At 66.0% G+C, this 20,543-nt stretch carries 20 protein-coding genes; 9 read left to right on the top strand and 11 right to left on the bottom strand.

Features of this window, described 5'->3' with window-relative positions; genetic code table 11:
- Positions 1-211: hypothetical protein (locus tag C491_RS23555; protein ID WP_206537568.1), on the bottom strand; the 211-nt coding region annotated here is incomplete at its 3' end.
- Between the two features lie 335 nt (positions 212-546).
- Between C491_RS23555 and C491_RS08345 the strand changes: the two genes are divergently transcribed.
- Together C491_RS08345 and C491_RS08340 are read left to right on the top strand one after the other, a co-directional pair.
- Complete coding sequence (locus tag C491_RS08345) at positions 547-924, top strand: winged helix-turn-helix domain-containing protein (protein ID WP_005555199.1); 378 nt, start codon at positions 547-549, stop codon at positions 922-924.
- Positions 921-1,202, top strand: a complete 282-nt coding sequence (locus C491_RS08340; protein ID WP_049891624.1) for a DUF7521 family protein — start codon at positions 921-923, stop codon at positions 1,200-1,202. Before C491_RS08345 ends, C491_RS08340 begins: the two co-directional genes overlap by 4 nt.
- A 135-nt stretch (positions 1,203-1,337) precedes the next feature.
- Here C491_RS08340 and lpdA read toward each other — a convergent pair whose 3' ends face one another.
- From lpdA to lipA, 5 genes are all read right to left on the bottom strand, one after another.
- Positions 1,338-2,801 carry a dihydrolipoyl dehydrogenase gene (gene lpdA / locus C491_RS08335; RefSeq protein ID WP_005555196.1) on the bottom strand — a complete coding sequence of 488 codons (1,464 nt, stop codon included), beginning with the start codon at positions 2,799-2,801 and terminating at the stop codon, positions 1,338-1,340.
- 37 nt (positions 2,802-2,838) lie between these two features.
- Positions 2,839-4,488, bottom strand: a complete 1,650-nt coding sequence (locus C491_RS08330) for a dihydrolipoamide acetyltransferase family protein (RefSeq protein WP_005555193.1) — start codon at positions 4,486-4,488, stop codon at positions 2,839-2,841.
- Position 4,489: 1 nt separating this feature from the next.
- The gene (locus tag C491_RS08325) at positions 4,490-5,476 is read right to left on the bottom strand and encodes an alpha-ketoacid dehydrogenase subunit beta (RefSeq protein ID WP_049891622.1); all 987 of its coding nucleotides are present in this window, start codon (positions 5,474-5,476) and stop codon (positions 4,490-4,492) included.
- A gap of 1 nt (position 5,477) precedes the next feature.
- The gene (gene pdhA, locus C491_RS08320; RefSeq protein WP_005555191.1) at positions 5,478-6,608 is read right to left on the bottom strand and encodes a pyruvate dehydrogenase (acetyl-transferring) E1 component subunit alpha; all 1,131 of its coding nucleotides are present in this window, start codon (positions 6,606-6,608) and stop codon (positions 5,478-5,480) included.
- Between the two features lie 243 nt (positions 6,609-6,851).
- A complete protein-coding gene (gene lipA / locus C491_RS08315) occupies positions 6,852-7,817 on the bottom strand; it encodes a lipoyl synthase (RefSeq protein WP_005555190.1) in 966 nt (321 codons plus the stop codon).
- A 109-nt stretch (positions 7,818-7,926) separates the two neighbouring features.
- Here lipA and C491_RS08310 point away from each other — a divergent pair, with 109 nt between their 5' ends.
- Entirely contained in the window at positions 7,927-9,327 is a 1,401-nt protein-coding gene (locus C491_RS08310) for an MATE family efflux transporter (RefSeq protein WP_049891631.1), read from the top strand.
- Between the two features lie 217 nt (positions 9,328-9,544).
- Positions 9,545-11,905, top strand: a complete 2,361-nt coding sequence (locus C491_RS08305) for a DEAD/DEAH box helicase (protein WP_005555186.1) — start codon at positions 9,545-9,547, stop codon at positions 11,903-11,905.
- Between the two features lie 4 nt (positions 11,906-11,909).
- On the opposite strand, the gene C491_RS08300 is transcribed toward C491_RS08305, so the two are convergent.
- From C491_RS08300 to C491_RS08290, 3 genes are all read right to left on the bottom strand, one after another.
- Positions 11,910-12,143, bottom strand: a complete 234-nt coding sequence (locus C491_RS08300) for a DUF7385 family protein (RefSeq protein WP_005555184.1) — start codon at positions 12,141-12,143, stop codon at positions 11,910-11,912.
- Positions 12,144-12,241: 98 nt separating this feature from the next.
- On the bottom strand, positions 12,242-12,898 hold the full coding sequence (locus C491_RS08295) for an HAD family hydrolase (RefSeq protein WP_049891621.1): 657 nt from the start codon (positions 12,896-12,898) through the stop codon (positions 12,242-12,244).
- Between the two features lie 405 nt (positions 12,899-13,303).
- Positions 13,304-13,900, bottom strand: coding sequence for a DJ-1/PfpI family protein (locus C491_RS08290; protein ID WP_005555182.1), 597 nt, complete (start codon positions 13,898-13,900; stop codon positions 13,304-13,306).
- 304 nt (positions 13,901-14,204) lie between these two features.
- On the opposite strand from C491_RS08290, the gene C491_RS08285 reads away from it, so the two are divergent.
- Both C491_RS08285 and C491_RS08280 read left to right on the top strand, forming a co-directional pair.
- Positions 14,205-15,497: a hypothetical protein gene (locus C491_RS08285; RefSeq protein WP_049891630.1), complete on the top strand. Its 1,293-nt coding sequence runs from the start codon at positions 14,205-14,207 to the stop codon at positions 15,495-15,497.
- 62 nt (positions 15,498-15,559) lie between these two features.
- The gene (locus C491_RS08280) at positions 15,560-15,868 is read left to right on the top strand and encodes a MazG nucleotide pyrophosphohydrolase domain-containing protein (RefSeq protein ID WP_005555180.1); all 309 of its coding nucleotides are present in this window, start codon (positions 15,560-15,562) and stop codon (positions 15,866-15,868) included.
- 15 nt (positions 15,869-15,883) lie between these two features.
- Here C491_RS08280 and C491_RS08275 read toward each other — a convergent pair whose 3' ends face one another.
- Together C491_RS08275 and C491_RS08270 are read right to left on the bottom strand one after the other, a co-directional pair.
- Positions 15,884-17,062 (bottom strand): HD domain-containing protein, encoded by a 1,179-nt coding sequence (locus C491_RS08275; RefSeq protein WP_005555179.1) that lies wholly within the window; start codon positions 17,060-17,062, stop codon positions 15,884-15,886.
- A gap of 69 nt (positions 17,063-17,131) precedes the next feature.
- Positions 17,132-17,650 carry an AAA family ATPase gene (locus C491_RS08270; protein ID WP_005555178.1) on the bottom strand — a complete coding sequence of 173 codons (519 nt, stop codon included), beginning with the start codon at positions 17,648-17,650 and terminating at the stop codon, positions 17,132-17,134.
- A 165-nt stretch (positions 17,651-17,815) separates the two neighbouring features.
- On the opposite strand from C491_RS08270, the gene C491_RS08265 reads away from it, so the two are divergent.
- Genes C491_RS08265 through phnE form a run of 3 tightly spaced genes read left to right on the top strand, consistent with a single transcriptional unit; the run spans position 17,816 to position 20,515 of the window.
- Positions 17,816-18,826 (top strand): PhnD/SsuA/transferrin family substrate-binding protein, encoded by a 1,011-nt coding sequence (locus tag C491_RS08265; protein ID WP_005555176.1) that lies wholly within the window; start codon positions 17,816-17,818, stop codon positions 18,824-18,826.
- A gap of 37 nt (positions 18,827-18,863) precedes the next feature.
- Positions 18,864-19,631 (top strand): phosphonate ABC transporter ATP-binding protein, encoded by a 768-nt coding sequence (gene phnC / locus C491_RS08260; RefSeq protein WP_005555175.1) that lies wholly within the window; start codon positions 18,864-18,866, stop codon positions 19,629-19,631.
- A complete protein-coding gene (phnE, locus tag C491_RS08255; RefSeq protein WP_005555173.1) occupies positions 19,628-20,515 on the top strand; it encodes a phosphonate ABC transporter, permease protein PhnE in 888 nt (295 codons plus the stop codon). The genes phnC and phnE overlap by 4 nt, the downstream gene beginning before the upstream one ends.
- The last annotated feature ends 28 nt before the right edge of the window (positions 20,516-20,543 follow it).

The following is a 20,543-nucleotide window of genomic DNA, read 5'->3' as shown; positions in this document are numbered from 1 at the left end:
CCGACGGGCCGCCGAGCGGCGCCGTCGGGTTCTCGATTGCGTTCCATCCGAGTTCCCGTATGTACTTAAGGCCGTCGGATCGGCCCGTCCGGAACTCGCATCCGGAAACTCGACCGATCGAACGGTCGATGACGAGACGGGTCTGGTGGAACGGTTTCCTCCGTGCCGGAGAACGGCCGGAGGGACGTGGCAGATCTGCCACGTCGATCACAGTAGTATCGAGTGGTGGGTTGGTATATATGGCTGTCGAAGCAGATACAGTTCGGAATACGGTACCGTACCATGGTTTTTGCTCGTCTAGGAATACAGTTGACAATTCAGTCAAAGATACTCGCACTAGAAGTGAAACTGATATCACGCGGGCGGAGGTCGGCCGTTCATTCCTCCCTTGAAGGTACGGTCGGACCGAATGATACCCGCGTGTTCACTCCTCGAGCACGAACGGGCAAGAAGGCTTCGAGAGGGCGAAGCCGTACGACATTTGCAGGCGGAAACGGCAATCCGCATCGATGCCGATAAACCTCGCGCGTCACAAGAGGGAGACGAATGGTCCAGGATCCGATCACTTCGGAACCTCCGCCGTCACCGGAAGTGATCTGTTCTGCGCTCGACGACCCCGACTGTCGGGAGATCATCCGGAAACTCGAGGAGCCGATGACAGCGTCGGAGCTCAACGCTCGGTGTGAGATCCCACAGTCGACGCTGTACCGAAAGCTGGAGCTACTGACCGACTCGACGCTGCTCGAGGAGTCGACCGAAATTCGTCGTGACGGCCACCACGCGAGCAAGTACTCGGTCGCGTTCGACGAAATTACGCTCGTGCTCGAGGACGATCGGTCGCTGTCGGTACAGATCGAGCGTCCGGCTCGGACAGCTGACGAACGGCTCGCCGAACTGTGGTCTGAGGTGCGAAAGGAGACATGACTGGAATAGAAACTGCGCTCGTATTGGCAATCGTCAAGACCCTCGTTCTCGTCGTTGGCGGCGTGATCACGTACTTCGCGTTCAAGGCCTACCGCCGAACCCGCCAGCCGGCGCTTGGCTATCTCGCGGGAGGATTCGGTATCGTCACCCTCGGGTTCGTTCTAGCGGGCGTGCTTCACGAACTGCTCGGCGTCTCGCTCGTAACTGGGGTGCTTCTCGAAAGCCTGCTCGTTCTGGCAGGCTTTTCGGTAATCGCCTATTCGCTGTACGTTCAGTAGTGGTGGGATCGGCCGTTCTCGCCCGATCAGCACGCTCCGTTGACGCGGTGTACTGCACTCTCGACCGGCGAACGTCGGGCGGTGCTGTGGGTCGAACCGCTCGAGTTCGAACTCCGAAAATAGTCGTCGATTCGGTTACCGATTCAGTGTGTGAATCGCGTGACCGAGCGCGTTCTCGGCAGCCTCCATCACTGCCTCCGAAAGCGTCGGGTGGGTGTGGACCGTCGAGGCGACGTCCTCGAGCGTCGCACCGAGTTCGATCGCGAGCCCGAGTTCCGCGATCAGCTCGGATGCTTCGGGACCGACGATCTGGGCGCCCAGCACGTAGCCCTGGTCGTCGTCGGCGACGATCTTGACGAACCCGTCGGACTCACCGGTCGTCAGTGCTCGGCCGCTGGCACGGAACGGGAACTTCCCGACGACAGTCTCGAAACCGGCCTCCTCGGCCTCGGACTCGGACATTCCGACGGTACCGATCTCGGGTTCGGTAAACACCGCCGCGGGCATGGCCTGGTAGTCGATCGCCGACGGCTCGCCGGCGATCACCTCGGCGGCGACCTGGCCCTCCATGCTACCCTTGTGAGCGAGCATCGGCTCGCCGGCGACGTCGCCGACGGCGAAGATGTGCTCGACGTTCGAGCGCGCTTGCGAGTCGGTCTGGATGAACCCGCGGTCGTCGGTCTCGACGCCGGCGTTTTCGAGCTCGAGCGTGTCCGACACCGGCTCGCGGCCGACGGCGACGAGGACCTTCTCGGCGTCGAGCTCGAGGGGGTCGTCCTCGACGGCCTCAGTCTGACCACCGTCGGCGGCCGCCTCGTCAGGTGCCTCGGCCACGACGCGGATTCCGTCGCCCTGCTGTTCCCACTCCGAGGCCGCGTAGCCGAAGTGAAACTCGATCCCAAGGTCGTTTGCGCGCTGTTTGACGGGGCGTTTGAGATCGTCGTCGTAGCCCGGCAGGATGCTGTCGAGCATTTCGATGACCGTCACGTCGGTGCCGAGCTTCGCGTAGACGCCGGCGAGCTCCATCCCGATGTAGCCGGCGCCGACGATCACCATCGAGTCCGGTACCGACTCGAGGGCGAGGGCCTGGGTCGAGTCGATCACCGGCTCGTCGTCGTACTCGAAGCCGGGGATCTCGATCGGGCGCGAGCCCGTGGCGACGATGGCGTGTTCGAACTCGAGGGTCTCGGAGCCCTGTCCCTCACCGCTGTGAGAGACCCGGACGGTGTTCTCGTCCGAGAGGGTGGCGGTCCCCTCAAGTAGGTTGACGCCGTTTGCCTTGCAGAGCTTCTCGACGCCGCCGGTAAGCTGATCGACGACGTCATCCTTCCAGCCCATCATGCCGGCGAGGTCGACTGCGGGGTCGGCGTGGATCCCCATCTCCTCGGCGTTGCCCGCCTCGTGGGCGACGTCGGTGGCGGTGATCAGCGCCTTCGAGGGGATGCAGCCGTCGTTCAAACAGGTCCCCCCGTAGGCGTCCTTTTCGACGAGCGTTACGTCCAGATCGAGCTGTCCGGCCCGGATCGCGGCCACGTAGCCCGCGGGGCCCGCGCCGATTACCAGTACGTCCGTTCCGGTGGTGACGTCTCCGACGACCATTACGTGGACCTCTCTCGTGGTAGCGTAGTAAGGTTCATCATTCGAGCAGTAGCAGTTCCGGATTCTCGAGGTACTCCATCAGTTCGTTCGTAAACTGTGCGCCGACGGCGCCGTCGATCAGTCGGTGGTCGAACGACAGCGACAGCGTCATCACCGAGCGCGGTTCGATCGACTCCTCGCCGTTTTCGTCGGTGACGACGCGGGGTTTGCGCTTGATCTCGCCGACGGCGAGGATCCCTGACTCGGGGTAGTTCAGGATCGGCGTCGCGTACTCCCCGCCGATACCGCCGACGTTCGTGATCGTAAACGTCGACCCCCGGAGCTCGCCGGGGCTGATCGAGCGCTCCCGGGCCTTCGTGACGAGTTCGTTCATCTCCGAGGATAGCTGCAGGAGTCCCTTTCGGTCGGCGTCCTCGAGGACGGGGACCATTAGACCGACGTCGGTCGCCGTGGCGATGCCGACGTTGTAGTAGTCCCGATAGACGATCTCCTCGTTGTCCTCGTCGATCACCGCGTTCATTTCGGGGTACTCCTTCAGCGCCGCGGTGACGGCCTTCATGATGAACGGCATGTACGTGAGGCCGATCCCCTGTTCCTCGGCCCGGGGTTTGAGACGTTCTCGAGCCTCGACGAGTTCGGTGACGTCGACCTCGTCGTGGTGAGTGACGTGGGGCGCCGAGTACTTCGACTCGACCATCGCGTCGGCGATCGTCTTCCGGACGCCCTTGAACGGCTCCCGACGTTCGCGTTCGCCCTCGGCGAACTCGGTTCCCTTCGCGCCGACCGGCTCACCCGCAGAAACGGCCTCGGCGTCTGCCTCCTGTGCCCGCTGCTGGGCTTCGGCATACTCCCGGACGGCCTCGGGGGTGACGTACGGTTCGCCGTCGCGTTCCTCGTCGGTCGGAACGGCGTCGATGTCGACACCCTCCTCCTCGGCGAGCTTTCGAGTCGCGGGCGCGGCCAGAGTCCGATCGCGGTCGGCGGACTCGACCTGTGTCGGTGTGGTCGTCTGTGTCGTCTGCGCTCCGGCCGTTTCGGTGTCGGACGCGGCGGTGTCGGCCGTGCCGGAACTCGAGTCCGCCCCCGCGTCGGACGCGGATTCCTCGGGCGTCGTCTCGGTTTCCGCCGACTCCGAGGACGTGTCCGATCCGCCCGCGGCGGCTTCCACGTCGGCTGCGGTGATCCGACCGCCGGGACCGCTGCCCTCGAGCGTCGAGAGGTCGATCCCCTCCTCGCGGGCCAGCCGTCGGACGCGCGGCGGCGCGAAGACCCGGTCCTCGGGCGGTTCGACCTCGCCGGTTTCGGCACCCGTCGCACCGGCGTCGCCGGCGGGTTCGTCGTCCGCGCTCGCCTGGGCCTCCTCGGGCGAGTCGACGCCCGGCGGTTCGCCCGCCCGTTCGTCTTCCGACGCGGTCGGCTCTTCCGTGCTCGGCCCCTCGCTTTCCTCGCCCTCGACGTCGTACGTGACGAACAGATCGCCGACGGGGACCATCTCGCCTTCCTCCCAGTGAAGTTCTCTGACGGTACCGTTGACCGGGGAGGGGACTTCGACGAGCGCCTTGTCGGTCTCGACCTCCGCGACCGGCTGGTCCTCGCTGACAGTGTCACCCTCCGCGACCAGCCAGCTGACCAGTTCGCCCTCGGCGACTCCCTCGCCGACGTCGGGTAGTTTGAACTCGCGTACCATGTTAGAACCCCATTGTGTCTCGAATGCCGTCCTCGATGCGTTCCGGCTCGGGCAGGTAGTAGTCCTCGAGCGCGTACAGTGGGAACGGCGTGTCGAACCCGGTGATACGACTGACGGGTGCCTCCTGGTAGAGCAGGGCTTCCTCCTGGATCGTCGCGGCGATCTCCGCGCCCAGCCCGCCCGTCTTGGGCGCCTCGTGGACGACCGCCGCGCGGCCGGTCTTCTTGAACGACTCGACGATCGTCTCCTCGTCCAGCGGCGACAGCGTCCGCAGGTCGACGACTTCGACGTCGATCTCGCCGGCGAGGTTCTCGGCGGCCTCGAGGGTCGGTCGGCTCATCGCGCCCCACGTGAACACGGAGATATCGGACCCCTCGCGGCGGACGGCTGCCTCGCCGATCGGCACCTCGTAGGATTCGTTCGGAACCTCCTCGCGGAACGCCCGGTAGATGAGTTTCGGCTCGAGGAAGAGCACCGGATCGGGTGAGCGGATCGCACTCGCCAGCAATCCCTTCGTGTCGTAGGGCGTCGAGGGGATGACGACCTTCAGACCGGGCTGGTGGACGAACATCGCCTCCGAGGACTCGGAGTGGTGTTCGGGTGCCCGGATCCCGCCGCCGTAGGGGGCGCGGATGACCATCGGGCAGGTGTACCGCCCGCGGGAGCGCGTCCGCAGGCGCGCGGCGTGAGAGACAATCTGGTCGAACGCCGGGTAGATGAAGCCGAGGAACTGCATCTCGGGGACGGGACGCATCCCGTAGGCGGCCATGCCGACCGCCGTGCCGACGATACCCGACTCCGCAAGCGGCGTGTCGATGACGCGGTTCTCGCCGAACTCGTCGTACAGCCCCTCCGTGGCGCGGAAGACGCCGCCGTTCTTGCCGACGTCCTCGCCCATGACGACGACGTCGTCGTCGCGTTCCATCTCGCTTTGCAACCCGTCGCGTACCGCCTGTACCAGCGTGAGATTTTCCGATTCTGCAGCCATATTAGCCCTCCAGAAGCGCGTCGTCGCCGTGTCGCTCTCGGATCGATTCGAACCACTCGAGCTGTTCCTGTAGTCGCTTTGGCATTCCCTCGTAGACGTGGGCGAAGATCTCCTCGGGGTCAGGCCGTTCGACCGCCTCGGCAGCATCGATCGCCTCGGCGACGTCCTCGGTGACCCGGGACTCGATAGCGTCGACGCGCTCGTCGTCGAGCATGCCGTTGTTCCGCAGGAACGTCTCCATGCGCGGGATGGGATCCTTCTGTTTCCAGCGCTCGACTTCGTCGTCGTCGCGGTAGACCGACGGATCGTCGGCCGTCGTGTGGGCACCGAAGCGGTACTGGACTGCCTCGATGAGCGTCGGTCTGGTCGCGCTACCGGGCGAGTCGTCCTCGACTGCATCCGGGTTCTTCGCCTTCTCGACGGCGTCACGAGTTACCTTGTACACCGCCAGCGGGTCCATCCCGTCGACCTGAACGCCCTCGAAGCCGTAGGCGGTGGCTTTCTGGGCGAGCGTCTCGCTCGCGGTCTGGCGCTCTCGGGGGACGGAGATCGCCCACTGGTTGTTGTTACAGAAGAAGACGTTCGGCGTGTCGAAGACGCCGGCGAAGTTCAGCCCCTCATGGAAGTCACCCTCGCTCGTCGCGCCGTCGCCGAAGTAACAGAGGAACGCCTTCTCCTCGTCCTTGAGCTTCGAGGCCCACGCTGCACCCGTCGCGTGCGGGATCTGGGTTGCGATCGGGACGGCCACGGTGAAGATGTTGGCGTCGTCCGGGATCTGATTGCCCAGTTCGTGGCCCATCCAGTACAGCAGGGTTCGCTTGAGCGACATGCCTCGAACGAGCGCCGAGCCGTGCTCGCGGTAGCTCGGGAACAGCCAGTCCTCGTCGGCCAACGCGTGGGCGCTGCCGATCTGGGAGCCCTCCTGGCCGGACAGGGGTGGATACGTTCCCATCCGACCCTGGCGCTGCAGGCTCACGGCCCGCTCGTCGAAGTGGCGGACGAGGCGCATCTGCTCGTAGATCTGGACGAACTCCTCCTCGGGGAGGTCAGGCACCTCGGCGCCCTCGAGAACGCGTCCGGCGTCGTCGAGCACCTGTACGCGGTCCTGCGGGTCTCGCTGTATCGTACTCACGGGTGTACCCACCTGTGCATACCCTAACGAATTATCGCTCGCGTTAAAGGATTTTCGTAAATAGTTTACTATCGGTGAGATTCTTGCTCGACACGGCGAGAGTGGTCGGGGAAGCCGTCTCGAATCGACCGATCGTCCGTGTCAGGACGCCGAAAGGAGGGGGATGTAGAGTGTATATCGAAAAATAATCCGGATAGTGGACGATCGGTCGGTCTCCGGGGACGAGGACGAGTCGTGAACGAACTACTCGGCAGCCGTCGCCGATCCCGACTCCTCGCGGGCGTCCTGGCGAGCCTGGGCAACGGTCTTCCCCTCGCGGAGGACTGCGTCGACGAACAGCTCGCCGGCCTTGTACGACGAGCGGACCATCGGGCCGCTGGCGCAGTAGAGGAAGTCGAGTTCCTCCTCGGCGACTCGCCGCCAGGTCTCGTACTTGTCGGGGTGGTCGTACCGACGGACCTCGAGATGGTCCCGGGAGGGCCGGAGGTACTGGCCGAGGGTGACGATGTCGACGCCCCGTTCGCGGAGGTCCGCCAGGGTCCGGTACACCTCGTGGTCGTACTCGCCGTGGCCGAGCATGATCGACGTCTTCGTGTAGACGTCGGACTCACGCTCGACCTGCTCGAGCACGCCCAGACTCTGTTCGTACCCCGCTCGACGGTCCCGGACGGGAAACTGGAGTCGCTCGACGGTCTCGACGTTGTGGGCGATGACGTCGGGTTCCGCGTCGATGATCTTCCGGACGAGGTGGTCCTCGCCCTGGAAGTCCGGAATCAGCACCTCGACGAGAATGCCGGGGTGGCGGGCCTTGATCTCGCGGATCGTCTCGGCGAAGTGGCCGGCGCCCTGATCGGGGAGGTCGTCCCGGTCGACGCTCGTGAGCACGACGTAGTCGAGGCCGATCTCGGCGATAGCCTCGGCGACGTTCGCGGGCTCGTCGGGATCGAGCGGCTCCATCCCCCCAGTCTGGACGTCACAGAAGTTGCAGGCTCGAGAGCAGCGATCGCCCATCAGCATGAACGTGGCCGTCCCGCCCGCGCCGTCGCCGGTACCGGCGCCGCCGGACCAGCATTCGCCGAGGTTCGGACAGTTGGCCTCCTCACAGACGGTGTGAAGGTTCCGCTCGCGGAGGCGCTTGCGAATGTCGGTAAACTCCTGACCCGATGGCGGACGCATCTTGAGCCAGTCGGGCTTGCGGACGCTGCTCATACCTCGATCTGGCGGGCCAGCGTGAAAAACGGTTGTGGTCCCCCAACCTTATCTCACATAGTATCCGATAAAAATATTTATCGTGCATGTCGGCATCTATATGATCAGGATGCTCGACCTCGACCGCGAGGAGATTACGACGGGCTCGATACCGCGGGTGCTCGCGGTCCTCGCCGCGCCGTTGCTCGTCCAGAACCTCGTCCAGGTCCTCCAGCAGCTCGTCGACACCCTCTGGCTGGGCCGCCACAGCCTCGAGGCGGTCGCCGCTGTCGGTCTGACGTTTCCGATAATCGGTCTGCTGGCCGCGGTCGCGGTCGGCACCAGCGTCGGCACCCAGGTTCTCGTCTCACAGCGCGTCGGCGCGGACGAACTCGGAAAGGGGCGACGTGCCGCGGTCAACGGAACCGTCGTCGGATTCGTCGCCGGGCTGCTCGTCGGTATCGCAGTTTGGGTCCTCGCAGGATGGATCGTCGGCCTCTTCGGGGCCGGCACGGTCGTCACCCAGTACGCCGCTGCCTACCTCGCGACGTTCGCGTTCGCGATTCCCCTGATGAGCGCAAGCGACACCGTCGAGGCGAGTTTCGTCGGCTGGGGCGACACCCGCGCGGCCCTCTACATCAACGTCGTCGCGGTCGCGACGAACCTCGTCCTCGACCCGTTCCTGATCTTCGGCTGGTGGCTGTTCCCCGAACTCGGCGTTCCGGGCGCCGCGCTGGCGACGGTGATCGGGTACGGCGTCGGCTTCACGTTCGGACTCGGCATGGCGATCCGCGGTCGCGACGGGTTCGCCCTCTCGCGGGCGGACGCCGATCTCACGCTCGAGGACTGTCGTGAGATCGTCGACATCGGGTGGCCGACTGCGGGCCAGTACCTCTCGAGCCAGTCGGCCCGCGTCGGGATGATCTGGCTCGTTGCGATCGTCGGCGGCGCGGCGGGGCTGGCGGCGTACACGATCGGCGCCCGGGTCGCGGCGATCGCGTTCGTTCCCGCGATCGGACTGCAACAGGCCGCACAGAGCATGGTCGGGCAGAACCTCGGCGCCGAACGCCCCGAGCGAGCCCGGCGGACGACGTGGGTCGGAGTCGTCATCGCGAGCGTCGGGCTCACCGCGGTCGGCGCCGCCCAGTGGGCGATCCCGGAGACGCTGTCGATGCTGTTCGTTCCCGACGCGAGCCCGGCGGAGGTCGAACTCGCCGCGGAGTACCTGCGGATCCTGGCGTACGGCTACTGGGCGATCGGCGCCACCTACCTCCTCCAGGCCGGGTTCAACGGCGCCCGGCGGACGCGAACGAGTCTGGTCGCGACGCTGTTTCAGTACTGGATCGTCCGGCTGCCCGTCGCGCTCGCCGGCGCCTACCTGCTCGGGCTGGGCGTCGTCGGCATCTTCTGGGGCGTCACGATCTCGAACATCGTCGCCGCGCTGGGACTTGGCGCGTACTACTGGTACGAGACCGAGACGGGTATGAACGCCCGCGCCGTCGAAACCGCGAGCTCCGAGGCGGCGGACTGAGACGGACTGCTGCTTTAGTGACGTACCTGGGATTCGTCCGTCGTTCGTCGCGTATCCGATCGGACGCCACGACCGAGCGCACCACGGCACGGTTTCGGATCGGGCCGACGAGGCCGCCGCCGGCAGCCGATCGCGAACGCCGTAGTCGCCGATCACCGCCGAACTCGAGAGACGCCGAAGGAAACGCCTTTTGCCCGTCGCTCCCCGTCTCCGTCTGATGGAGGTCGCCGAGGTTCTACCCGAGTTCGCCGACGCCTTCGCCTTCGCGGAGTTCAACCGGATGCAACGCGAGGCCCTGCCCGCGCTGCTCGAGTCCGAGGCAAACGTGGTCGCGAGCGCGCCGACGGCCTCCGGCAAGACCGCGCTCGCCGAACTGGCGATCTGCAAGACGCTGGCCGACGGCGGCACCGCGCTGTTTATCGCGCCGATGCGGGCCCTGACCAACGAGAAGGAAGACGACTGGGATCGCTTCGAGGCCCTCGACTACTCGGTGTACGTCGTCACCGGCGAGCGCGACCTGAACCCGCGGCGCGCGCGCCACGCCGACATCCTCGTGATGACCCCCGAGAAGCTCGACTCGGCGACCCGAAAACACGACTCCCGTCGGTACGACTTCGTCACCGACATCGACGTCTGCGTCATCGACGAGGTCCACCTGCTCGACGCCGACCGCCGAGGGTCGGTACTCGAGGTGACGATCTCCCGCCTACGGCGGCTCTGCGAGCCACGGATCGTCGCCCTCTCGGCGACGATGCCCAACGTCGACGACGTTGCCGCCTGGCTCGACGCGCCCGAGGAGGCGACCTTCGAGTTCGGCGAGGAGTACCGTCCCGTCGAACTCAACGCCGGCGTCAGGACCTACACCCACGGCGACAACGCCTTCGCCGACAAGTACCGCCGGCTCTACCGAGCGCTGGATCTCGCCGAACCCCATCTCCGTGAGGACGGCCAGTCGCTCGTCTTCGTCTCCTCCCGGCAGGACACCGTCCGGGCGGCCGAGAAGGCCAGGGACGAGATCGCCGAACGCGATATTCCGATGGGCGCCCGGGGCGACTACGACTTCCACACCGAGGCCCAGGAGCTCGAGAACGACACCCTGCGTAACTCCGTGCTCGACGGCGTCGCCTTCCACCACGCCGGGCTCTCGAAGAACGACCGCGACCTCGTCGAGGAGTGGTTCAAGGCGGGCCACGTCGAACTGCTGTTCTCGACCTCGACGCTCGCCTGGGGCGTCAACCTCCCCGCCCGTTGTGTCGTGATCAGGGACACGAAGCTCCACGACCCCCTCGAAGGCGAGGTCGACATGAGTCCCCTCGACGTCCTCCAGATGCTCGGGCGGGCCGGCCGGCCCGGCTACGACGACGTCGGCTACGGCTGGGTCGTCTGCGATACGGCGGAGGCCGACAAGTACCGCCGACTGCTCCGGGACGGGAAGGAGATCGAGTCCCGCCTCGCCGAGACCCTCGAGACCCACCTCAACGCCGAGATCGCGATGGGAACGATCACCGACCTCGAGGACGTGATGGACTGGCTCGAGACGACCTTTTACTACGTCCGCGGCCAGTCCAAACCCGAAGAGTACGACTTCCCGAACCTTCGCCAGCGCGTCCGGGACTGCCTCGAGGGGCTCGTCGACCGGGGGTTCGTCGCGATGGGCGAGTCCGGTGACCTCTCGATCGAGGCGACCCCTCGAGGGGTGCTCGCCTCGAAGTACTACCTTCGTCTCGAGACCGCAGCCACCTTCGCGGCGCTCTGCGATCAGGCGAACGAGAGCGACGCCCTCGGACCCGACGACCTGCTCGAGGCCGTCGCGAGCGCCGCGGAGTTCGACTCGGTGTCGGCCCGCCAGGACGAGCGCGACGCGATCAGCGCCGTGCTCGTCGGCCAGGAGACGGGCGACCTCGAGGCGGGCCAGCGGAAGGTGCTCGCAATCTTGCGCGGGGCTGCCAGCGGCTCGGTTCCGCCGGAGCTCAGAAGCGACGCCTGGGTCATCAGGCAGAACGCGACCCGCCTGCTCTCCGCACTGGGCGCCTTCCTCGACCGGCTGGCCGACCCACACGCCGCGAACCTCGCGAGACGAGTCGAGGCTCGAGTCGAAAACGGCGTCGCCGAGGACGCCGTGGGACTCACCGCGATCGACGGCGTCGGCCCCGGACGAGCGAGCAAGCTCTCGAAAGAAGGGTTGTCGACGCCGGGCGACGTCGTCGGTGCCGGGGTCACCGGACTCGTCGAAGCTGGACTTTCGGAGGGCGTCGCCGAAGGCGTCTACGAGGGCGCCCAGTCGCTGCCCGCCGTCGAACTCGAGTGGGGCGCGTTTCCGGAAGCGATCGGAGCCGGGGAGAACGACGTCTGTGAAGTCACCGTCCGAAACGTCGGCGAGCCAGCGCGGGCGGGGATTCGAGTCACGGTAAATGGCGTCGAGATGACTAGTGCGAGCACCTACCTGCGCGATACGGAGACGGTTCCGGTCGGCGTCTTCGGCGCCGACGCCGACACGCTCGAGTTCCGCGTTAGCGTCGCCTTCCCCGAGGAGCCCCTCGTCCCGCTCGAGGAACAGCGAACGGTGGACGTCGTCTGACCGACTACTTCTTGTGCGTGAAGATGACCGCTTGGCCGTCGGCCGAGCCGACACAGAGGTCGAGCTGCTGTGAGAGGTTGAGACTCGTCGGGTTCTCCTTGCAGACGACGAGGTCGTCGAACTGGAGGTCACAGGCCGGACAGGAGACCGCGACCGTGTTCTGGTAGCTCTTGATCGCCTGGTTCTCCTCGCGAAGGGTCAACGATGCAGCGAGTTCGTCGAGGTCGATATCGTCCATACCGCACCTTTCGAGCGAGCACCTATAAAATCAGGCAGGATAATCATCGATCATCCGATTTCTACAAACGCGATCGGCACCCAGCCGGAGGACGGCAGCTACGTCTCCTCGACGAGCTCGAGGACCGCCTCCCGAACCTCGGCCGGCGTGTCAGCGGTCCGATCGGCCGGCGAGTAGTCGATGTCGCCGTGGGCGTCGATCCGGTAGGCGACGACGATCGTGCCCGCGCGGTCGGCCGCCTCGATACCGTTCTCGGAGTCCTCGACGACGACGCACTCGTCGGCGGGGACGCCGACCTCCTCTGCGGCGTACTCGAAGACGTCCGGTTCGGGCTTGCTGTCGCCGTCGATCTCCTCGGCGCTGATCACCTCGTCGAACTCCCCCTCGAGCTCGAAGCGCTCGAGGACCATCCCGATCCAGTCGTGTGGCGAGGAGGAGACGACGGCTGTCGGCACGCCCCGATCGTCGAGTTCGGCGAGCAGGTCGTGGGTCCCCTCGAGTAAGTCGACGCGCTCGGTGTACAGCTCCTCGGCCGCCTCCCTGAACTTCTGGAGGTACTCCTCGCGGGAGATCGAGGTGCCGTACTCCTCCTCGAGGTAGTCGTAGATCTCGGCGTAGTTCATCCCGCTGACCTCGGCGACGTCGACGTCCTCGTCGGGGACGGCCGCGGGGAGGATCTCCTCGCGCTGGAACTCGACCCAGTAGTCCTCGGAGTTGACGAGCACGCCGTCCATATCGAACAGAACTGCACTCATGTACGTCGGGCTACCGGGGACGGACGTATAGCCGTTTGGCCGTCGTACGTGCGCCGCCGGGTGGTTCCGTCGGCAAGTCACTCAGAAGACGAATGCGATATGTACAGCAACCTCTTTTACCGGGGGCATCGGTTGGCGTCGTAGACGCCAACCTCAACCCCCGGCAAAACCCGTTGATGTCGTCAGAACGCAACGCGTTCTGACTGCTAATCAGAACCGTGAAGCGGTTCTGATGATGCCAAAAGGCCGCCGTCGCAGGGTTTCACCCCGCTCCGGCGGTGAACCGCTCGCTTCGCTCGGGATGCTTAGCACTTTCCGCAGTGTTCCATTCGCAATCGCTACGTAACGAGTTGGTTCACTCGGTCGAACCTCGAGACGGGGTGAAAGTCGTCCTCCCAACGACGCCTAGCCGAAGACCTCGCCCCGACGTTCGTGTTCCATCTCCGTCTCGACCGCCTCGGCGACCTCGGCGCCGAACTCGCGCTCGAGCAGCCACAGCGCCAGATCGATCCCGGCCGTGACGCCGCCGGCCGTGAGCACGTCGCCGTCGTCGACGACCCGTTCCTCGACCACGTTCGCGGCCGACTCCTCGAGGTCCGCAAGCGCGTCGTGGTGGGTCGTCGCGGGACGACCCTCGAGTAGCCCCGCCTCGGCGAGGATCATCGCGCCGGTACAGACCGACGCGACCGTCGCACCCCCTGCGAAGCGCTCGTCGACGGCGTCCGGAACCGAACCGTCGTCGACGACGGTTCGCACCCCGCCGTCGTCGCTCGTCCACCCGCCCCCGGGGACGACCAGCAGGTCCGGCTCGCCGAGCGTGCCGTCGGGTTCCACACGAAGCTCGTGGCTCGCCGTGACGAGGTCCGCGTCCTCGAGCGTAACGAGCCGAACCTCGAGGGAGGCGCCGGCCTCGGCACCGTTTGCGAGGACCTCGTAGGGCCCGATGGCGTCAAGTTCGTCGAACCCGTCGAACAGCAGGATCTCCGCGGTAACGTCGACCATGTGCGAGAGGTTCGTGCCGTCGGGGAAACGTATTTCGCCGGCAGCGGTCCGTTACTGCGGCGACGCGATCACCGCGAAACGGGCGCCAGTTCAGGCCTCGGGGTCCGGTCTCGCCCTCGAGCCTGCAGTAGTTACTTCAGTTCTCGACTCGAGGCACAGGGCAGATGCGACGACGGGGGAGACGAGGAGTTCAGTGCGAACCGGACGGACGAACACTCGCCGGATCGAACGGGCGGGAAGCCTGCCGAAGGCGGTGCCGTTCGCGGCGCTGCGGGCGACCGACGAGGGTCCCATCGGGAGATCGATGAACAGGCGCTCCCTTCTGCTGATCGGTCTGTTCGTCCTCGTCGGCAGCTACCTGGTCGCCGGCGGCGTGGTCGATCCGACGACCGAGCCGGGAGAGCCCGAGACGCTCGAGCAGGACCGGCTGATCCAGCCCGACGAGAACGGCAGCCACGTCTGGCCCTACACGAGCCGAGATCGGTCGACCGACGAGCGGACCCTCGCGCTCAACGTGATCGTCCACGGCGACGACGAGCGCGTCCAGCGGGCGCTGGTCGCCCAGGACGAACTCGAGTGGGAGGAGCTCGACCCCGACGAGGAGGACGAAGCCGAGGCCTACGAGGACGAGGAGGACGCGATCCAGTGGGACGACGCCCACGGCTCGACGCGGTACACCTACGTCGACACCGAACCCCACGGTGGGGAGGGTGTCTGGCTCGACGAGAGCTACCAGCTCCACTCGGGGACGTACCTCGGCAGTCGACACCACATCCGGGCGTACACGACCGAATACGACGACTGGACGGCTATCCAGGTCCACCAGGAACACTTCGACTTCTTCCGGCTTCGACACACGGTGACCGACATCCAGCAGTCCCAGAACACGCTCGAGGGGGAGTTCCTCGACGAGCCGTTCGTCGAGGAGGTGCGACGGGAGTACCACGGCACGCACGGCGGGTGGAACGACGGCTGGCTCTCGGTCGTCGAGCTGGCGGCCGTCGGCCCCGTCGTGATCGGGAGCGTGCTCGGCGTCCTCGGGCTGGCCGGCGGCGGGAAGGCTAAAGGAGCCCTGCGGGGTGCCCGCCGGCTGCTCGAGTGGGCGTACCTGAACGTCCGCGGGTTCGTCCTCATCGGGGCGCTGGCGGGACTGGTCGTCGGCGTTCGAAGTGCGGGAATCGCCGTCGAAGCGGCGGTGCCGTGGATCACGCCGCAGGCGTTCGTCGTCGCACTCTACCCGATCCTGGCGGTCGGGTTACCGGTGACGGCGATCGTGCTCACACAGTCGCTCGAGCGGGCGGGCCGGCTGCTGCGGCTACAGCGTGTCGTGAACTGGCTCGGGCGGCCGCTTGCGCCCCAGTCGGCGTTTACGTTTACCGTCGTCGGGCTCGGGCTGGGGTTCCTGCTGGATTTCGCCGCAGTCGGGGTGACGGCGCTGCCGCTCGAGTTGCTGCTCCACCGACTCGGGCTGATCGTCACCCTCGGGCTGCTCGCCGCGGGAACCGCCCGCAACGACACCGAGGGCGTCGTACTCTTCGGCGTCGGCCTGCTGGGCTGGGTGGTCGGGCTCGCGATGCCGCTGCTGGGGTATCTGTAGCGACGGTCCCCGTCGGTTCCGAAACGTCGTACGTTTTTGAGCTGGCTTTCGTCTCCGACCCCATGGAGGACCAACAGCGACGAGTCGCGGCGTTCGTCGACGACCACGACCTCGAGATGCCGCCGGAGTTCAGGCTGCTCGACCTCGTCTCGGAGATCGGCGAACTCGCCAAGGACGCCAACGAGTCGACCGCCTACGGCGCCGAGCCGGACGAGCTCAAGATCAGCTCCGACGAGATCGGCGACGCGCTGTTTGCGCTGCTTGCACTCGCCGACGACCTCGAGATCGACGCCGACGACGCACTCGAGGAAGCCCTCGAGAAGTACGAACGGCGGCTCGAAGAGGACGGATCGGCGGGCTCGGGCAACTGAGAGGGCGAACGATGGCTACGGTTCGGGGTCACCCTCGAGCTCGAGGACGTCGGCAGCCGCCTCGCGAACCGCGTCGAGACGATCCGGTGGAGCGTAGACCCCGAGGCGCCAGATCTCGCGTGCGCAGGCGTCCAGGCCGGCGACCAGCGGTGAGCGGTCGCCGAGACTACGGGGTTCGCCGTCGACGAGCACCCGCGCCCGCGATTCCGGCGAGGAGGGCATCCCGGGGCTGTCGAGGATCACGGCTGACGGGGCGACGTCGGCGACGCTCGCGATCTCGCGCTCGAGTTCTCGGGTACGATCGTACTCGAGGCCGACGAATCGCTCGGGAACGCCCTCGCGTCGAACCCAGGCCGCGCGCTTGTAGAGCCGACGGTTGCGCAGGCGGCTCGCGGCGTCGGCCGTCGGCTCGTGGTCGGCGAGCGCCGCCAGCAGCTCCTCGTCGGTCAGTCGCGCGAAGCGTTCGGGCTCGAGGACGCCGTCAGCGAGAACGCGCTCGCTGGCCCGGTCGAGCATCGCGCCGGCGATCCGGGAGACGTGGTGGCGGTAGACGGTCGCGTTCATCAGTGTCCGGGCGATCAGCGCGCTCTCGGCGCTGGCGACGTTGCCGTCGGCGATCACCAGCTCGCCGTCGACGCGTCGGAACGCCCGGATCAGCCGCGCGTGGTCGATCGTTCCGTAGGGGACGCCCGTGTGGTGGGCGTCGCGAACGAGGTAGTCCATCCGATCGACGTCGAGCGCGCCGGAGACGAGTTCGCCTAGCGGGCCGCGGCCGTCGACGGTCGCCGCGACGGCGTCGGGGTCGATTCCTCGCTCCTCGAGGACCGTTCCGAGTTCGGTCTCGGCGAGCAACCACCCGATCTCGTCGTGGTGGCGCCCGAGGTGGCGCTCGATGGCGGCCTCGGTTTGGTGGCCGAAGGGGCCGTGACCCACGTCGTGGACCAGTGCGGCGGCCCTGAGTCGATCGGCGAGGGCGTCCTCGAGCTCGAGCTGGTCGACGGCCCGCGAGGCGAGGTGGTAGACGCCGAGGCTGTGCTCGAAGCGGGTGTGGTTCGCGGCGGGGTAGACGAGCTGGACGGTGCTCAGCTGCCGGACGTAGCGGAGTCGCTGCATCGGTTCGGTGTCGAGCAGCGCCTCCGCCGTCGGGCGGAGTTCGATGTAGTCGTGGACGCTGTCCTTGATCGTCGTCGTCATGGCCGACACTCGGCGGACCGGGCTCTTAGCCGCGGTGGTCTGGACGTCGGCTGCGAACCGATCCCAGTGTTACTGCGTGGCGACCGGCGCGAGCAGCGCGCGGTCGATCTGCTCGCGGGTCTGCTCGAGCGAGCCGGAGTTGTCGATCGTCACGTGCTCGCACTCGAGGGAGTCGAACGTCTCGCGCAGCTGCAGGTGCTGTTCGAAGTGGGCGTCGCTGACGCAGTCGGTTCGGCTCTCGATGCGCTCCTCGACGACGTCGACGTCGCAGTCGACGTAGACGAACGTGCAATCGGCGCCGACCGCGCCGGCGATCTCGGCGGCTCGATCGCGGTACGGTTTCGACTGGAACGTCGCGTCGAGGACGACGTCGGTCCCGGACTCGAGAGTCGACTGCGCGAGCGAGAGCAACTCGGCGTAGGTCGCGTCGGTTTCGGCCGAGGTGTAGTCGGGATCGGGGAAAAGTCGCTTCCGAACCCGATCGCTTCGGTAGCGCTCGGCCTCGAGCCGGTCGGCCGTGTACGCCGAAGCGACGGATTTGCCCACGCCCGGCAAGCCACAGTAGACGATCAGGGTTGGACGGGCCACGACTGGTGGTCGTCCGTACAGGTATTAAATCCGACCGAAATCCGATCGGGCGGTCGATGATCGCTCGTGAGATTTTATCGGTCTTGTAGCGATAAATATGAAAAGAAACCGCCCATACTGCGAAACTATCATTGACTTTATCCCGATTCACTTACCGTACTATGTATGGTCCGGACACCACGCTGTGGCGATAGCACACGACGAACGTTTCTGGCGACCTCCGGAGGGGTCGGACTGGCGGGGCTGGCTGGTTGTCTCGGGGGGAACGGCGACGACGGCGACGGCGACGCCGTTCGGTTCATTCTGAACCCGGCGGAGGAACAGACCGACATCATCGAGGAGTACACGCCGATGAAGGAGTACCTCGAGGAGGAGACCGGCGCCGAGATCGAACTCATCCGTGCCGGCAGCTACGTCGAGACCCTCGAGGCGCTCGACGCCAACCAAGCGGAGATGGCCGACACGTCGCCGACGGCGGTGCCGGGCGGCGAGGGGTTCGCCGACGTCCTCGGGATGCGGACGGCCTTCGGCGGCCCGCTGTACTTTTCGACGATCATCACCACGCCGGACAGCGACATCGAGAGCGTCGAGGATCTCGAAGGTGAGTCGATCGCCGTTGGCGCGCTGATGTCGTTCAGTGGAACGCTGGCACCGGCGACGATGCTGAGCGACACGGGACTGGATATCGGTGATTTCCCGCAGGGGGATGCGGAGGACCTCGAGATCCAGACCGCGGGCGACCACGACACGGCCCGCGAACAGATGGTCAACGACGATACGGTCGCGGCTGCGGCAACGGGTGCGTTCGCGTCCGCGCCCCAGATACCCCAGGAGCAGTTCGACGAGTACGAGGAGTTCGTCGAGCACTCCGCGGAGTACGACGGCGCCGGGTCGGCACTGGAAGACGACGAGGAGGAACTACAGCTGCTCGACGTCTCGGAGCCGCTGCCTCGAGCGCCGATCATGGCCCGCAGCGAGTGGGACGATCCGGTCCGCGAGGACATCGAAGAGGCGCTGCTTTCGGCCGACGAGGAGGACCTCATCCCCGAGGACGTCGGCGAGGACTACGAACTCTGGTTTACCGGTATCGAGGAAGCCAGCATGGACGACTACGAACCGGTCAACGAGGTCCTCGACGAACTTGGACTCGAATTCGAAGACTTTGAGGAAGAGTAGCGGCCAGACACGATAGGTACCGCACCCAAATTTAATCATGTCCGCTATTCGAGTAGAAAACCTTACAAAACGGTACGGGGAGACGGTCGCTCTCGACGACGTCTCGTTCGAGATCGAAGAGGGGGAGTTCGTCGTCGTCCTCGGCATCTCGGGGTCGGGAAAGTCGACGCTTCTCAGGTGTATCAACGGACTCGCCGCGCCGACCGAAGGCGCAGTGTACGTCCAGGACGAACCGGTCACGTCCCACAGAAACGACGTCTCGATGGTCTTCCAGCAGCACAACGTCATCGAGGGAATGAGCGCGTACTCGAACGCGCTCACCGGCGCGCTGAGCCGGGCCGATTACCTGGAGAGCGTGCTCCGGTTTAACGACCGTGAGGACAAGATCAGAGCGCTCGAGGCGCTCGAGACGGTCGGACTGCTCGACGAGGCCGAGCAGCGAGCCGGTCGCATGAGCGGTGGCCAACAACAGCGGGTCGGCATCGCCAGGGCGCTCGTTCAGGAGTCGGATATCCTGCTCGCCGACGAACCGGTCGCGAGTCTCGATCCCGGCAGCGCACAGACAGTCATGGGGTATCTCCGTACCGCGGCCGAACAGCGCGGCCTGACCGCGATGATCAGCCTCCATCAGGTCAACCTCGCTCGACAGTTCGGACAGCGGTTCATCGGGCTTGCGGACGGAAAGCTGGTCTTCGACGGCTACGGTGACGAACTGACCCTCGACGTGATCGACGAACTGTACGGCGGCATCGACATGGAAGAGTTCCTGTCGACCGGCGACGACAAGCGGGAGGCGACCCAATGAGCACCGACAGCGCCATCGAGCAACGGTTAGAGGAGATCCGGCTCACCCGCCGAGTCCGGTGGATCATGTACGGACTCCTCTCAGTGCTGTTCGTCGCCGCACTGTACGGCTCGATACGGCTGATGGACTTCTCCTTTGGCTACCTCTACCAGCAGTGGCCGTACTTCACCGACCAGATCGTCAACTACGTCCCGGACCTCGAGTTCCTCATCGAGGAGAACCTGCCGCTCGAGGCTGGAATCACGCTCGCGATGGGGTTCGTCGGAACCGTCTTTGGAATCCCCTTCGCGCTCGCACTGGGCGTCCTGGGAAGTGGCCGGGTGACTCCCTTCCCGTTTAACTTCATCTTCCGGTCGATCATGGCCGTCTCCCGCGCGATCCCCGCGCTGGTGTGGTTCTTCATCTTCATCCCGCTTAGCGGACTCGGGGCGATCACCTCGACGATCGCGATCTTCGTCAGCACGATCGGCAATCTCGGCCGTCTCTTTACCGACGAACTCGAGGAGATCAAGGAGGGACCGATCGAGGCGATGGAGACGACCGGCGCCTCGAAGTCCCAGACGGTTAGCTTCGGCATGCTGAGCCAGGTCAAGACCTCCTTCATCGCCTGGACGCTGTACATCTTCGAGGTGAACGTCCGCCAGGCCGTCACGCTCGGACTGCTCGGCGGCGGCGGTATCGGCGTCGTCATCGAGGTCCAGCAGGGGATGCGCGCCTACGACAACATGATGGCCGGAATCCTGGTCGTCTTCGTGCTGATCGTCGCCGTCGAGATGGTCAGTCAACGCATTCGATCCTACCTCCGCGACGACGAGGAGGCCGACGGGCTGATCGCGCTCATCGTCGGCTTCCCACAGCGGATGGCCGAATCGGCCGTCAAGTAACCCGTCGGCTCCGCCTTTCGCCTCGCTC

This window comes from Natronococcus amylolyticus DSM 10524 (assembly GCF_000337675.1).
Taxonomy (GTDB): domain Archaea; phylum Halobacteriota; class Halobacteria; order Halobacteriales; family Natrialbaceae; genus Natronococcus; species Natronococcus amylolyticus.
This window is presented reverse-complemented; position numbering and strand designations above follow the sequence as displayed.

Coding starts and splice junctions, on each gene's coding strand:
- C491_RS08345 (WP_005555199.1), top strand. CDS start 547: ATGGTCCAGGATCCGATCACTTCGGAACCTCCGCCGTCACCGGAAGTG.
- C491_RS08340 (WP_049891624.1), top strand. CDS start 921: ATGACTGGAATAGAAACTGCGCTCGTATTGGCAATCGTCAAGACCCTC.
- lpdA (WP_005555196.1), bottom strand. CDS start 2,801: ATGGTCGTCGGAGACGTCACCACCGGAACGGACGTACTGGTAATCGGC.
- C491_RS08330 (WP_005555193.1), bottom strand. CDS start 4,488: ATGGTACGCGAGTTCAAACTACCCGACGTCGGCGAGGGAGTCGCCGAG.
- C491_RS08325 (WP_049891622.1), bottom strand. CDS start 5,476: ATGGCTGCAGAATCGGAAAATCTCACGCTGGTACAGGCGGTACGCGAC.
- lipA (WP_005555190.1), bottom strand. CDS start 7,817: ATGAGCAGCGTCCGCAAGCCCGACTGGCTCAAGATGCGTCCGCCATCG.
- C491_RS08310 (WP_049891631.1), top strand. CDS start 7,927: ATGCTCGACCTCGACCGCGAGGAGATTACGACGGGCTCGATACCGCGG.
- C491_RS08305 (WP_005555186.1), top strand. CDS start 9,545: ATGGAGGTCGCCGAGGTTCTACCCGAGTTCGCCGACGCCTTCGCCTTC.
- C491_RS08300 (WP_005555184.1), bottom strand. CDS start 12,143: ATGGACGATATCGACCTCGACGAACTCGCTGCATCGTTGACCCTTCGC.
- C491_RS08295 (WP_049891621.1), bottom strand. CDS start 12,898: ATGAGTGCAGTTCTGTTCGATATGGACGGCGTGCTCGTCAACTCCGAG.
- C491_RS08290 (WP_005555182.1), bottom strand. CDS start 13,900: ATGGTCGACGTTACCGCGGAGATCCTGCTGTTCGACGGGTTCGACGAA.
- C491_RS08285 (WP_049891630.1), top strand. CDS start 14,205: ATGAACAGGCGCTCCCTTCTGCTGATCGGTCTGTTCGTCCTCGTCGGC.
- C491_RS08280 (WP_005555180.1), top strand. CDS start 15,560: ATGGAGGACCAACAGCGACGAGTCGCGGCGTTCGTCGACGACCACGAC.
- C491_RS08275 (WP_005555179.1), bottom strand. CDS start 17,062: ATGACGACGACGATCAAGGACAGCGTCCACGACTACATCGAACTCCGC.
- C491_RS08265 (WP_005555176.1), top strand. CDS start 17,816: ATGGTCCGGACACCACGCTGTGGCGATAGCACACGACGAACGTTTCTG.
- phnC (WP_005555175.1), top strand. CDS start 18,864: ATGTCCGCTATTCGAGTAGAAAACCTTACAAAACGGTACGGGGAGACG.
- phnE (WP_005555173.1), top strand. CDS start 19,628: ATGAGCACCGACAGCGCCATCGAGCAACGGTTAGAGGAGATCCGGCTC.